The 12684-nt window shown below is 73.2% G+C and carries 14 protein-coding genes; 8 read left to right on the top strand and 6 right to left on the bottom strand.

Features of this window, described 5'->3' with window-relative positions; genetic code table 11:
* Positions 1–187 precede the first annotated feature (187 nt).
* Positions 188–691 carry a MarR family winged helix-turn-helix transcriptional regulator gene (locus ACFPCV_RS01570; protein ID WP_378053643.1) on the bottom strand — a complete coding sequence of 168 codons (504 nt, stop codon included), beginning with the start codon at positions 689–691 and terminating at the stop codon, positions 188–190.
* A gap of 45 nt (positions 692–736) precedes the next feature.
* On the opposite strand from ACFPCV_RS01570, the gene ACFPCV_RS01565 reads away from it, so the two are divergent.
* Entirely contained in the window at positions 737–1639 is a 903-nt protein-coding gene (locus ACFPCV_RS01565; protein WP_378053641.1) for an EamA family transporter, read from the top strand.
* Here the strand turns inward: ACFPCV_RS01565 and ACFPCV_RS01560 are convergent.
* Positions 1587–2603, bottom strand: coding sequence for a hemolysin family protein (locus ACFPCV_RS01560; protein ID WP_378053639.1), 1017 nt, complete (start codon positions 2601–2603; stop codon positions 1587–1589). The two genes, ACFPCV_RS01565 and ACFPCV_RS01560, sit on opposite strands and share 53 nt — an antisense overlap.
* On the bottom strand, positions 2600–3952 hold the full coding sequence (locus tag ACFPCV_RS01555; RefSeq protein WP_378053637.1) for a hemolysin family protein: 1353 nt from the start codon (positions 3950–3952) through the stop codon (positions 2600–2602). The genes ACFPCV_RS01560 and ACFPCV_RS01555 overlap by 4 nt, the downstream gene beginning before the upstream one ends.
* A gap of 215 nt (positions 3953–4167) precedes the next feature.
* Here ACFPCV_RS01555 and trxA point away from each other — a divergent pair, with 215 nt between their 5' ends.
* The 3 genes from trxA (at position 4168) to ACFPCV_RS01540 (ending at position 6675) form a co-directional block, all read left to right on the top strand.
* Positions 4168–4551, top strand: a complete 384-nt coding sequence (trxA, locus tag ACFPCV_RS01550) for a thioredoxin (RefSeq protein ID WP_378053635.1) — start codon at positions 4168–4170, stop codon at positions 4549–4551.
* A 115-nt stretch (positions 4552–4666) separates the two neighbouring features.
* Complete coding sequence (locus tag ACFPCV_RS01545) at positions 4667–5809, top strand: hypothetical protein (protein WP_378053633.1); 1143 nt, start codon at positions 4667–4669, stop codon at positions 5807–5809.
* A 2-nt stretch (positions 5810–5811) separates the two neighbouring features.
* Entirely contained in the window at positions 5812–6675 is an 864-nt protein-coding gene (locus tag ACFPCV_RS01540; protein WP_378053631.1) for a class F sortase, read from the top strand.
* 85 nt (positions 6676–6760) lie between these two features.
* Here the strand turns inward: ACFPCV_RS01540 and ACFPCV_RS01535 are convergent, their stop codons facing one another.
* On the bottom strand, positions 6761–7378 hold the full coding sequence (locus tag ACFPCV_RS01535) for a TetR/AcrR family transcriptional regulator (RefSeq protein WP_378053629.1): 618 nt from the start codon (positions 7376–7378) through the stop codon (positions 6761–6763).
* A gap of 96 nt (positions 7379–7474) precedes the next feature.
* On the opposite strand from ACFPCV_RS01535, the gene ACFPCV_RS01530 reads away from it, so the two are divergent.
* The 3 genes from ACFPCV_RS01530 to ACFPCV_RS01520 are packed head-to-tail and all read left to right on the top strand — an operon-like array spanning position 7475 to position 9820.
* A complete protein-coding gene (locus tag ACFPCV_RS01530; RefSeq protein ID WP_378053627.1) occupies positions 7475–8824 on the top strand; it encodes a cytochrome P450 in 1350 nt (449 codons plus the stop codon).
* Entirely contained in the window at positions 8821–8988 is a 168-nt protein-coding gene (locus ACFPCV_RS01525; RefSeq protein WP_378053625.1) for a hypothetical protein, read from the top strand. The genes ACFPCV_RS01530 and ACFPCV_RS01525 overlap by 4 nt, the downstream gene beginning before the upstream one ends.
* The gene (locus ACFPCV_RS01520; protein WP_378053624.1) at positions 8972–9820 is read left to right on the top strand and encodes an SDR family NAD(P)-dependent oxidoreductase; all 849 of its coding nucleotides are present in this window, start codon (positions 8972–8974) and stop codon (positions 9818–9820) included. The genes ACFPCV_RS01525 and ACFPCV_RS01520 overlap by 17 nt, the downstream gene beginning before the upstream one ends.
* Before the next feature lie 127 nt (positions 9821–9947).
* On the opposite strand, the gene ACFPCV_RS01515 is transcribed toward ACFPCV_RS01520, so the two are convergent.
* A complete protein-coding gene (locus tag ACFPCV_RS01515; RefSeq protein WP_378053622.1) occupies positions 9948–10694 on the bottom strand; it encodes an SDR family oxidoreductase in 747 nt (248 codons plus the stop codon).
* A gap of 60 nt (positions 10695–10754) precedes the next feature.
* On the opposite strand from ACFPCV_RS01515, the gene ACFPCV_RS01510 reads away from it, so the two are divergent.
* A complete protein-coding gene (locus tag ACFPCV_RS01510) occupies positions 10755–11228 on the top strand; it encodes an RrF2 family transcriptional regulator (RefSeq protein WP_378053620.1) in 474 nt (157 codons plus the stop codon).
* A gap of 31 nt (positions 11229–11259) precedes the next feature.
* On the opposite strand, the gene ACFPCV_RS01505 is transcribed toward ACFPCV_RS01510, so the two are convergent.
* Positions 11260–12636, bottom strand: coding sequence for a class-II fumarase/aspartase family protein (locus tag ACFPCV_RS01505; RefSeq protein WP_378053618.1), 1377 nt, complete (start codon positions 12634–12636; stop codon positions 11260–11262).
* Positions 12637–12684 lie beyond the last annotated feature (48 nt).

The raw sequence follows: 12684 nt of genomic DNA, 5'->3' as shown, positions 1-12684 counted from the left end.
TGGAAAGCACACGGATGATTGGTGAGGAATTCCCGTCGAACTCGGGAACTCCAGCCTGGCTCCCCCGCTGGTTTCGTGGTCTCGGGGATGACAGGGAGCACCTTTGCGGTGGACTCGCGCCACCGTGTGTGTCGCGCGGGCCGGGCCCGTAGCGCAGGGTTTCGGTGCCGCGGGACATCGGCGGCGGTCAGTCGTGGGGTGTCTCGAACCGCGCGAGCCAGGTCGTGAGCAGTGCCTCGAGCGCCGCCGCGTCCTCGGGGGGCAGTTCGTCGAGCAACCTGCGCTCGTTGTGCATGTGCTCGGTGAACGCCGCGTCGATCAGGTCCCGGCCCGCCGGTGTCAGCGCGACGACCCGGCCGCGGCCGTCGACGGTGCTGCGCCTGCGGGTGACGAGGCCGTCGCGTTCGAGCCGGTCGATCCGCTTGGTCATGGCGCCGGTCGTGACCATCGTGAACTGGGCCAGCTCGCCGGGTGCGCGTTCGAACGGTGGGCCGGCGCGGCGCAGCGTGGCGAGCACGTCGAACTCGCCCTCGCCGAGGCCGAAGCGGCGGTACACGACCAGGAGCTGCTCGGTGAGGTGCCCGGCGAGCCGGTGCAGGCGGCCGATCACGCCCTGTGGGCTGACGTCGAGGTCGGGGCGTTCCCGCGCCCATTCTGCCTGGATGCGGGCTACGTGGTCCGGTGGTGGCACCCACCAAGCATAGTCATAGCTTCCCTGGAAGGTATTGTTGCTTCCGTGGAAGCTACTTTGCGGTGGGCGCTGATCACGGCGATCGCGCCGGTCGCGTGGGGGTCCAACTACTACGTCACGCACGAGTTCCTGCCCGCGGACTCGCCGCTGTACGGGGGACTGCTGCGCGCGTTGCCCGCCGGGCTCGTCCTGCTCGCCGCACGCAGGCGGCTGCCGAGCGGCTCGTGGTGGTGGCGCTCGCTGGTGCTCGGGACGCTGAACGTCGGCGCGTTCTTCGTGCTGATCTACCTGGCCGCGCAGCTCCTGCCGACCAGCGTCGCGGCCACGGTCATGGCGACCTCGCCGGTCGTGATGATGCTGTTCGCGTGGCTGCTGCTGGCCACCCCGCCCCGCGCCAGGCACCTCGCCGGCGCGGCGGTCGGCATCGCCGGTGTCGTGCTGATGCTGTTCACCGGCGCGGTCCCGGCCGATCCGCGCGGGGTGCTGGCGTCGGTGGCGGCGATGGCCATGTCCTCGCTCGGCTACGTGCTGGCCAAGAAGTGGAGCGCGGACATCGACGTGTTGTCGCTGACGTCGTGGCAGCTCGTCGCGGGTGGGCTCGTGGTGGCGCCGTTCGCGGTGCTGGTGGAGGGCGCGCCACCAGCGCTCGACGGCCCTGCCCTGCTCGGGTTCGGGTACGTGGCGGTGGTCGCCACCGCGCTCGCGTTCGCGGCGTGGTTCGCCGGGCTGCGCCACCTCGACGCGGGCACGGTCGGGCTCGTCGGGCTGCTCAACCCGGTGACCGGTGTGCTGCTCGGCACCGCGGTCGCCGGTGAGGTGCTCAGCCTCCGGCAGTTCGCCGGGCTGGCACTGGTGCTGACCGGCATCGCGCTGGGCAGACCGGGCCGGTCCGGGATCAGCCGGTCGTCTCCGCGAGCAGCAGCTGGTCGAGCAGGTCCTGCAACGTGACCAGGCCGGTCAGCTCCCCGTCCTCCTCGACGAGCGCGAGGTGGTTGCGGGACTCCCGCATGGTGCTGAGTGCCGCGTAGATCGGGGTGTCCGAGGGCAGGGTCCGGACCGGACGCATGAGCTCCGCCGCGCTCGTGTCCGCCTCGCGGGTCACGGCGTCCCGGACGTGGACGACGCCGAGCGGCCGCCCGTGTGCGCGCACGACGAGCCGGAGGTGCCCGGTCTCGTGCGCGACCCTGGCGATCTCGACGGGCCCCGCGTCGGGGGAAACCTCGGCCAGCTCGGTGATCGGCCGCTGAATCGTCCGCAGTGGACGGACGTTGACCTCCAGTGCGGCCGCGAGCCGTTCGTGGCGCGCCGGGTCCAGCGCACCGGCCTGCGCGGAGTGGTCGAGGAGCTGACGCAGGTCGTCGGGTCCCCGGCCCTCGGACATCTCGTCCACCGCCTCGACCCCGAAGCGGCGCAGGCACCAGTTCGCGGCGCCGTTGAGCGCCACCAGCACCGGGCGGGTCAGCCACATGAACCCGCGCATCGGGATCGCGAGCAGCGTCGCCGACCGCTCGGGGTGCGCGATGGCCCACGACTTGGGCGCCATCTCGCCGACCACGAGGTGCACGAACGTCACCACGATCAGCGCGAGCACGAACGCGAGCACGTCGGCGGTCACCTCGGGCAGGCCCCAGCCCGCGATCACCGGCGTCATCATGTGGTGCACGGCCGGTTTGGTGATCGCGCCGAGCGCCAGCGTGCACAGGGTGATGCCCAGCTGCGACCCGGCCAGCAGCAGCGAGAGGTCACGGGCGCTCGCGAGCGCGGCCCTTGCGGCGACGCTCCTCTCCGCCGCCTCCTCCAGCCGGTGGCGGCGGGCGGCGACGAGCGCGAACTCGATGGCGACGAAGAACGCGCTCAGCGCGACGATCCCGGCCGAGACCACCAGTGCGAGCCACGTGCTCATGCCACTCATCGCGCACTCTCCACAGAGGACTCGTTGACCGTGATCGAGACGGTGGCGGGCACCCGCCTCGCGATGGCCTCGACCGTGACGTCGATCGTCCGCCCCATGACACCGGACGCCGTCGGCAGCGGGATCCGCACGGCGTCGCCCGGTTGCGGCAGCCGCTGCAGCGTCGCCATGACGAGCCCGGCGACCGTCTCGTAGTCGCCGTCCGGCAGGTCGTGGCCGATCAGCCGTTCCACCTCGTCGATGTGCGTTGCCCCTGGCAGGGTCCACGCACCCTCGTGGAGGACGGGCGCGGCGCCGCCGTCGGGGTCGTGCTCGTCGGCGATCTCGCCGACGAGCTCCTCGGCGATGTCCTCGACGGTGATCACCCCGGCCAGCCCGCCGTACTCGTCGACGACGCAGCCGAACTGCTCACCGGCGGCACGCAGCCGCGCGAGGACGGCGGGCAACGGCAACGACTCCGGCACCATCACCGCGGGTCTGGCCACGTCGCGGACCGCAGTCGTGGCCAGGTCCTCCTGCGCCAGTGCGAGCACGTCGCGGAGGTGGACGATGCCCACCACGTCGTCCACGTCGGTGCCGAGCACGGGAAGCCGCGAGTGCGAGGTCGCCATCAGGTCGATGGCCTCGTCGACCGGCGCGCCGCCGTTGATCGTGGTGACCGACGTGCGGGGGATCATGGCGTGCTGCGCGGTCCGCTCGTGCAGGTCCAGCGTGCGGTCCAGCAGTGTGGACAGCTCCGCCGGCAGGTCGCCGCTGTCGCGGGAGGCGGCGACGATGTGCTCGAGGTCGCGCGGGGTCGCGGCGTGCTCCACGTCGTGCACCGGCTCGATCCGCACCGCCTTGAGCAGCAGGTTCGACGCGTGGTCGAACAGCCGGATCAGCCACCCGAACACCGAGAGGTACAGGGCGGTGGACCACGCGAGCCTGCGTGCGACCGGCTCCGGCCTCGCGATGGCGAGGTTCTTCGGGAACAGCTCGCCGAACACCATCTGCACGACGGTGGAGAACAGCAGCGCGAACACCGTGCCGACGCCGACCCCGACCGCCTTGGGAACACCGGCGCCGCCGAGCAGCTCGCCGATGCCGGCGCCGATCAGCGGTTCGGCGACGTAGCCGACGAGCAGCCCGGTCACCGTGATGCCGAGCTGTGCGCCGGAGAGCATGAAGGAGGTGCGGCGGGTGATGCCGAGCGCGCGTTCCGCCCCCGTGTCACCAGCGGCGGCACGGGCCTTGAGCCGCGCGCGGTCGACGGCCATGTAGCCGAACTCCTGCGCGACGAAGTACCCCGTGAGCACGGTCAGGCCGAACACGACGGCCATGCCTGCGAGGATCGTGAGCACGGTGGTCATCGCGGTGACTCACCGGCGGGTGGGCTCGTCGGGCGTCCGGTGCGGACGCCGGTACTTCGGGACGGGTCCATGGTCCTCTCGTGCTCGTCAGCGCTTGTCAACCGGTGAACGGTGACACGGCCGCGAGAGTTCCTCAACTCGGCGACCGGTCGGTGGCGGGTCGGGGAATGAACGGGCATCCAGCCGCGCTGCACTCTGGAAACGAAGGAGGAGCAGTGGCGACGATCGAACTGACGAAGGACAACTTCGGCGAAGCGGTGAGCGGGCCGGGGACGGTGCTGGTGGACTTCTGGGCGTCCTGGTGCGGGCCGTGCCGCCAGTTCGCGCCGGTGTTCGAGGACGCCGCCGAGAACAACCCCGACCTCACGTTCGGCAAGGTCGACACCGAGGCCGAGGCGGAGCTGGCGCAGGCGTTCGGCATCTCGTCGATCCCGACGCTGCTGGTGGTCCGCGACGGTGTCGTGGTGTACGCCCAGCCGGGTGCGCTGCCCGCGCCCGCGCTCGCCGAGCTGATCGGCAAGGTGCGTGACCTCGACATGGACGAGGTGCGCGAGAAGGTGCGCGCGGCGGAGGAGGCGGCGGGGGAGGGCAAGGCCTGATCGTCGTCTCGTCGCTCTCCGTGAGGTGAGCGCGCCCCCGTTGGTATGGCCGTGTGAGCGCGGCCCCTCTGGTGGCGGATTGTCGGGGTAGGGGTCGGTCCAGAAAGCTTTCCCCGTGCCTGTGCTCACCGGAAAGCAGCTGTCGTCCGTCCGTCGTCTCGGTGTGGGGCTGGCGGTCACCGCGGTGGTGGCCGGTGTCTCCCTCGCCGGGGCGCCGAGCGCGGCCGCGGCGGTGCAGCGGGGCGTCGGTCACGAGACGACCCCCGCGCAGCCGTACCTGGACAACCCGGATCCCGCCGACTGGCTGGGGTCGTACGTGGTCGGCGGGAAGCAGGTGTGGTGCGTGCAGTTCGCGCACCTCGCACCCGACAGCGACGAGCAGTACCAGCCCGGTGCCGCACTGAAGACCAAGTGGGGCACCGACCTCCCGGCCGACGTCGCGGCGGACATCTCCTACCTGCTGCTGCGCCACGCGGGCACCACGAGCCAGGACGAGGCGGCCGCGCTCGCCCACCTGCTGCACAGCTGGACCGCGGGCCCCCAGAACCCCGCCCAGCTCGACCCGTCCAACGACTTCCGGCACATCGCCTACGACGCGCCGTTCCACCTGTCGAAGCTGCCGGCAGGCGCGCAGGCGAAGGTCCAGGAGCTGCGGGCGGACGCGGAGGCCAACCGCGGCCCGTGGACGGCGGCGGTCACCGCGCCGGAGGGCGCGCAGACCATCGGCGTCGCGGCGGACTGGACGATCACCGTGAACAACGCGGCGGGCACCGGTGTCGCGGAGGTGCCCGTGACCATCGACGCGGTCGACGCCACCTTCACCGGCCCGGACGGGGAACAGGTCACGACCGCGACCCTGCCCACCACGGAGGAACCGCTGGCACTGGCGGTCACGCCGACCGGTGCCGCGCCGCGGATCGACATCACTCTCGCGAGTCCGGCCGAGGTGCCGGTGGTGCGGCAGGCGGTCGAGGTCGACACCCAGCGCATCGTCAGCACCGGTGGCGAGAAGGAGCTGACCGCGAACGCGGAGACGACCGCGAGCCCGCCGCCGACGACCACCACGACCACCACCCCGCAGCTGCCGAGCACGATCCCGGCCGGTGACACGCCGGGCACGCCCGTCGCGCAGGCCACCGTGGCGCAGCAGATGTCGGGCGGTGGCTGGATCGCGCTGGTGGCGGTCGTGCTGGCCGTGACGCTGCTGACCGTGCACCTGGCCCGCCGCCGCGCGGCGGGCGACCACCGGCGGGGCTGACCGTGGCGGGTGGCCACCGCAGCCCCGACCCACCGGACGCGGCGTCGCTGGACGCGGCGAGCCGTGCGGTGCTGCGTGCCGACCACCTGTGGCAGGGCACGCCACCGCAGACGCGACCGGCGTGGGCGGACGAGGGTGCTGCCGCCTGGGAGGTCTGGACCAGGGAGAAGGCGCGGCCGGTCGCGGTTCCGGTGGCCGTGGCGGCGCTGGTCGTGGCCGCCGTCGCCGCCGCACTGACCACCGTGCCGGGGCCGGTCGCGGGAACCCCGGTCGCGGTCACCCAGCCCGCGCGCAAGGTCTTCCGGCCGGCGGCGCCACCGGAAGCCGTGCCGGCCGAGCCGACCGCGAACGCGCCAGCCCCGCCGCCTCCGGCCCCGCCGCCTCCGGCCGCGCCGAAACCCCCGCCCCCACCGCCCCCGCCACCCCAGGCGCAGGCACCCGGCACCGTCCGGCTCGCGCAGGGCGGCACCGCGACGCTGATCCGCAAGGAGGTGGTCGACGGCGTGCTGCCCGTCCCCGACGGGGTGCGCGAGGCCACCTGGTGGGGCGCGCCGTTCGACGGTGCGCGGGGCGCGACCGTGCTCGCCGGGCACGTGAACTGGAAGGGTGCCACCGGCCCGTTCGCCGAACTGTGGGAGGCGCGGGTCGGTGACCAGGTCACGGTGGTCGGTGCGGACGGCGCCACCTTCCGCTACCGGGTCCGCCGGCTCGTCACCGTGCACAAGGACGAGCTGCCCAGCCGGGCCCAGGAGCTGTTCGGCCAGGACGGTGGGCACCGGCTGGTGCTGGTCACCTGCGGTGGCCGCTGGGTCGGCGGCCCAGCGGGCTACGAGGAGAACCGGGTCGTCATCGCGGAGTCGATCTGACTTGCGGCGCTCCCGGCAGGCAGGACGAAGGTCGGCGTGCCCGTCTACGTCACCTCGTGCCCGTGCGACGCGCCGGGCCCGTCGGTCAGTCCGGCGCCGGTCCGAGCAGGGCGATCGAGGCGCGGACCGCGACCTCGGAGATGTCGGTGACCCGACCGCCGTTCTCGACCGTCGTCGCGATCAGTTCGCGCAGGCCGCCGAGCAGGATGAGCGCCAGCTGCGCCGAGACCGGGGTGGTCCGTACGGTGTGCCATTCCTCGGTGTCGCACAACGTCTGGATCATGGTGACGAACGCGGACATCACCTCGCGCTGCAACTCCCGTGCCGCGGCGCCGAGCGAGGGCACGTCCCGGATCCAGCTCAGCATGATCGCCGGCTGGGACTCCGCGCACGAGATCCACGTCTCGACCGCCTGCCGCACCTGTGTCGCCCATGGCGTCGAGGGGTCGACCGCGGCCGAGATCCGGCGGATCATCTCGGTGTTGGTGTCGGTGAGCAGCGCGACGAAGCACGCTTCCTTGCTGTCGAAGTGCTCGTAGAACGTGCGGCGCGACGTGCGCGCCCTGCGCACGATGTCGGCGACCGTGGTGCCGCGGTAGCCGTCGGCCTCGATCGCCGAGGCGAGCCCGTCGAGCAGCCGCTGCCGGAACCCGCCGGGCCCGGCGTGCGCGGTGCCCGCGTGCTGGCTCTGCTGGGTCGTCACCGTGGACACGCTAGTACCTCCACTCTTGTGCTCGATGGTACGCGGGCGTACCGTCGGCTTGGTACGTTGGCGTACCACAGCGAAGGTGTTGCCTCGATGACGACAGTGACCCCCGCCCTCCCGTCGGGGCCCGCCAAGCCCCGGTTCGTCCAGGGCGCCTACGCGCTGGCGATGCCCAAGCGCGGCCTGTCAAGGCTGCGGGCCCGCTACGGGACCGCGTTCACGGTCAACGTGCCGGTCTTCGGCCGGGCCGTGGTGATCAGCGACCCCGCCGAGATCAGGCAGCTCTTCCAGACCGGCCCGGCGCTGGCGGACAACATCGAACCCAACCTCGGCAGGGTGCTCGGCTCCCGGTCGCTGTTCGCGCTGACGGGGGAGGAGCACAAGCGGCACCGCAAGCTGCTCGTCCCGCCCTTCCACGGCCGCAGACTCGCCGCCTACGAGCGGATCGTCGAAGACGAGACGCTCCGCGAGATGGCGTCGTGGCCGCTGGGACGGCCGTTCCCGGTGCTCCCGTCGACGATGCGGATCACGCTCAACGCGATCCTGCGCGCGGTGTTCGGCGCGCAGGGCAAGGAGTTCGACGAGCTGCGGGACCTGCTGCCGAGGATGGTGTCGCTGGGATCGAAGCTCGCCGCCGCGCCGATCCCGAAATTCGGCGGCCGGTTCGGCCCGTGGGGCCGCTTCTTCGCGATGCGCCGCGAGTACGACCTGGTCATCGAACGGCTGGTGGCCGGGACGCGCGCCGCGGGCGACCTCGACCAGCGCGACGACGTGCTCGCGATGATGCTGCAGAGCCGCTACGACGACGGCACCGGGATGAGCGGGCAGGAGATCGCCGACCAGCTGCTCACCCTGCTCGCGGCCGGGCACGAGACCACCGCGACGACGCTCGCGTGGGCGGTGGAGCGGCTGCGCCGCCACCCGGACGTGCTGGCCGACCTGGTCGCCGAGGTCGACGCCGGCGGCAGAAGGCTCCGTGAGGCCACGATCATCGAGGTGCAGCGCAACCGGCCGGTGATCGACCTGGTGGGCAGGACGGTGCGGGCCGAGTCCCTCGAACTGGGCCGCTGGGTGGTGCCGAAGGGGTACTCGATCCTCGTCAGCATCGGGCTGATCCACGACGACGACGCGGTGTTCCCCGACGCGGCCGGGTTCGACCCCACCCGGTTCACCGGGTCGCGGCCCGACCTGTACGAGTGGATCCCGTTCGGTGGCGGCACCCGGCGCTGTCTCGGCGCGACGTTCGCGGCCATGGAGATGAACGTCGTGTTGCGCACCGTGCTGCGGGACCTGACGCTCGAACCGACCGCGGAGCCCGCCGAGCGCTGGCACTCCCGCGGGATCGCCAACGCGCCGGGCAGGGGCGGGCTGGCGGTCGTGCACCGCAGGACGGCGCAGGCACGGCCCGCCGAGGAGACCACGTCGACGGGAGCCCGTCCGTGAACGAGGAGGTCGTGGCGGTCGGCAGGGGGATCTCCCTTGCCCACGACGAGATCGGGGACGCGGGCGGGGAGCAGGTCCTGCCGCAGGGCGCGTGGCCCGCGCTGCTCGACCTGATCGACGACCGCGCACGCACGACGAGGAGCACCGATGTCCCCACGTCCTAGGCTCACCGGCCGTCCCGTCGTGATCACCGGCGCCGCGTCCGGCATCGGCCGCGCGCTCGCCGTCCGCCTCGCGCGGGCCGGTTGCCCGGTCGTGATCGCCGACAACGACGAGGCCGGGCTGAAGGAGACCGCCGCGTCGGTGCCCGGCCGGGTGCTTACCCGCGTGCTCGACGTGCGGGACGCGGCCGATCAGGTGCGGTTCGCGGGTGAGGTGGCGGACTGGCTGCCCGCGCCGCTCGCCGCCGTGTTCAACAACGCGGGTGTCGCGCTGACCTCGACGGTGCTCGACGCCGTCGCCGAGGACGACGAGTGGCTGCACGACATCGACTTCCACGGCGTCGTCAACGGAACGCGGGCGTTCCTGCCGATCCTCGTCGAGCAGGACTCCGGTGCCGTCGTGAACACCTCCAGCGTGTTCGGGCTCGCCGGGATGCCGTACCAGAGCGCGTACTGCGCGGCGAAGTTCGCCGTCCGCGGCTTCACCGAGTCGCTGCGGCACGAGCTGGCGGGTACCGGCGTCCGCGCGGTCACCGTGCACCCCGGCGGGATCACCACGAACATCGCCCGCAACGCGCGGGTGCGCAAGGATCCCGAGGGGCTGGGGCGCACCAGGGAGCAGATGGCGGCGCAGTTCGAGGCGATCACCATGACGTCGCCGGAGAAGGCGGCCGCGGTCATCCACGCCGGCGTGGAGCGGGGGAAGGCACGTATCCTCGTCGGCCCGGACGCGTACCTGTTCGACGCCCTGACCAGGATCGCGCCGACGCACTACTACTCGGTGCTCTCCCGGCTGCAGTCGCGGTTGCGCGCCAGGGCAGCGGGGAAGGGGTGAGCGCGCCCGGCGTGGAGGTGCTGATCGTCGGGCGGGGAAACCGCGGCACGGCCAGGTGAACGACGGGGCGCTGCGGTTCACCCGCCGCTGAGACGACCACGCCGGGTGCGTCGGTGGGATGGGGGCGTCAGCCAGCCACCGCGCCGAGCCACTGGTCGAACGTGGTGGGGGCGAGGCGCGCGTCCTTGCCGGGCAGCAGGACCTCGCCCGCCATCTGCGTGCCGAACACCCCGGACCAGGTCGGCACGAGCTTGACCGTGCGGCCGCGTGCCCGCAGGGTGCGGCGCGCCATGTCCACCAGGTCCTGCGGCTCGGGGCCCGCGACGTCGACGTGGCGGCCGAGCGGCGTGCCGGTCGCCAGTTCCGCGAGGACGTCGGCCACGTCGTCCGGCGCGATCGGCTGCACGAGCAGCGGCGCGATCGTGGCGGTGCCGTCCTGTTCGGCCCAGCCGACGACCATCTCGGCGAAGTCGTGGAACTGCGTGACCGGGACGATCGTCCACGGCACCGGGCCGTCGGCGACGAGACGCTCCTGTTCCCGCTTGCCCGCGTAGTGGGCGTTGCCGTCGACGGCGTGGATGCCGACGATCGACAGCAGCACGTGGTGCCGCACCCCCGCGCGTTCCTCGGCGGCGAGCAGGTTTCCCGTGGCCGTGCCGAGGTAGGTCACGGTGCCGTCCCGGTCGTCCGCCGGCGCGTTCGTGGCGTCGACGACCGCGTCGACACCGGTGAGCGCGTCGTCGAGACCAGCGCCGGTGAGCAGGTCGACGCCCAGTGACCGGCTGATCCGCACGACCTCGTGCCCCTCCCGCTCGAGGGCGGCGGCGGTGCGTGCCCCGATGTTCCCGGTCGCCCCGGCGATGGCGATGCGCATGGTGGTCCTCCTGGATTTAGGACTAAGCAGATCCGGAATATCCGCGATAGTATCGCAGGTGTGAAGCTGCCGGTGAGCACGGAATGGGTCCTGCACTGCGCCACGACGATGGCGCAGCTGGCGCCCGGCACGACCGTGTCGGCGGCCCAGCTCGCGGAGTACTACGACCTGCCGGCGCCTTACCTCGCGAAGCAACTGCAGGCGCTGGTGCGGGCCGGCGTGCTGGCGGCGACCACCGGCCCGCGTGGCGGTTTCCGGCTCGCGCGCCCGGCGGGGGAGATCACGCTGCTGGCGATCGTCGAAGCCGTCGACGGCGCGTCGGCGCCCTACGAGTGCCGCGAGATCCGGCAGCGCGGCACGGGCGCACTGCCGCAGGAGGACTGCCGGAACGCCTGCGTGCTGGCACGCAAGATGGCCGACGCCCACGACGCGTGGCGGCGCACCCTCGCGGCGGACACACTGGCCGACATCGTCGCGTCCCTGCCGCCTTCGGCGCCCGCGCGGACCCGCTCCCGCCTGCCCCAGCGCCGGTGACCGGCAGGCGCCGGGGGCCGCACCCCGATGATCACCTGCTGTCCCGGGTCGAGTGGCGGGCCAGCACCCGGTCGATCAGCTCGTCGGCCGCGCCGAGGTAGTTCTCCGGCGCCAGCAACTCCGGCAACCGGTCGATGACCGGGGCCAGTTCCGGGGCCGCCGCGAGCAGGTCGCCGAACCGGCCATCGCCCGCGGCCACCCGGCCCGCGCTCCGGCCCAGCAGCGCCTTCGCGGTGGCCCTGCCGAGCACCGGCGCGAGCACGACGTTCAGCCGTTCCGCCACGATCATGCCGCCGGTCGACGAGAGGTTCGCCGCCATCCGCTCCGGCGCCACCCGCAGCCCCGCCACCAGTTCGGCGGCGGTGCGTGCCGCGCCGCCCGCGAGCCGCAGCGCCTCCCGCAGCGGCTGCCACTCCGACTGCCAGGTCCCGGCGGACCGCTCGTCCTCCGACAGCATCGCCTGCCCGAGGACCAGCGCGTGGGCGGGCGCCTGCCGCGCCGCCGACACGAGCAGCGTCGCCAGCACCGGGTTGCGCTTCTGCGGCATCGCCGACGACCGCCCACTGAGCTCACCGGCGGGCTCGGCCAGCTCACCGACCTCGGTCCGCGTCCCGCCGAGCACGTCCGCCGCGATCTTGCCGAGCGCACCGGTCATCGCGACCACGACCCACCCGATGTCGGTCATCGGCATGCGCTGCGTGTGCCACGGCGCTGCGGGCGCCCGCAGGCCCAGCTCCTCGGCGACGCCCTCGGTGAGCGCGGCGGCGTGCCCGTCGACCGGCACCCCGGCGGCCCGCGCGTACTCGACGTACGCGGCGAGGGTGCCCGCCGCGCCACCCACCTGCACCGGCAGCGTGGCGAGCACCTGCCGCAGCCGGTCCCGCGCGTCGAGCACCAGCGTCAGCCAGCCGGCGGCCTTCAGCCCGAACGTGGTGGGCACCGCGTGCTGGGTGAGGGTGCGGCCGGCCATCGGCGTGTGCCGGTACCGGTCGGCGAGCCCGGCGAGCGCGTCGGCCACCCTGGTCAGGTCGGCGTCGGTGGCGCGCAACGCGCGCGCGGCGAGCAGCATGGCCGCCGAGTCGAACACGTCCTGGCTGGTACCGCCACGGTGCACGTACTGCGCCGCGTCCCCCGCGACGGCGGCGGTCAGCTCCCGCACCAGTTCCACCACCGGGTTCGCCGAGCCACGCGCACGCACCGCGAGGTCCGCGATGTCGATGCCGCCCCGCGCGGCGGCCCTCTCGATCGGCCCCACCGCCGAGGCCGGGATCACCCCGAGCCGCGCCTGCGTGCGCGCGAGCGCGACCTCGAACTCGAGCATCGCCCCGACCCACGCCTCGTCGGCGAGGAGCGTGTCCGCCCCGGTACCGGCCCACACCGGGTTGAGCAGTCCCGTGTCCGCGTTCATCGCCCCACGGTACGGCGTGCCGGTGCCGGTGACCCCGGGACGCGGACC

The organism is Actinophytocola glycyrrhizae, assembly GCF_042653545.1.
Taxonomy (GTDB): Bacteria; Actinomycetota; Actinomycetes; order Mycobacteriales; family Pseudonocardiaceae; genus Actinophytocola; species Actinophytocola glycyrrhizae.
Note: the sequence above shows the minus strand (reverse complement) of the source record. Positions and strands in the feature narration are given on the sequence as shown.

Bases quoted from the DNA above. Each gene is read 5' to 3' on its own strand.
- ACFPCV_RS01555 (WP_378053637.1), bottom strand. From the start codon at position 3,952: ATGACCACCGTGCTCACGATCCTCGCAGGCATGGCCGTCGTGTTCGGC.
- ACFPCV_RS01520 (WP_378053624.1), top strand. From the start codon at position 8,972: ATGTCCCCACGTCCTAGGCTCACCGGCCGTCCCGTCGTGATCACCGGC.
- ACFPCV_RS01505 (WP_378053618.1), bottom strand. From the start codon at position 12,636: ATGAACGCGGACACGGGACTGCTCAACCCGGTGTGGGCCGGTACCGGG.
- ACFPCV_RS01515 (WP_378053622.1), bottom strand. From the start codon at position 10,694: ATGCGCATCGCCATCGCCGGGGCGACCGGGAACATCGGGGCACGCACC.
- ACFPCV_RS01530 (WP_378053627.1), top strand. From the start codon at position 7,475: ATGACGACAGTGACCCCCGCCCTCCCGTCGGGGCCCGCCAAGCCCCGG.
- ACFPCV_RS01560 (WP_378053639.1), bottom strand. From the start codon at position 2,603: ATGAGTGGCATGAGCACGTGGCTCGCACTGGTGGTCTCGGCCGGGATC.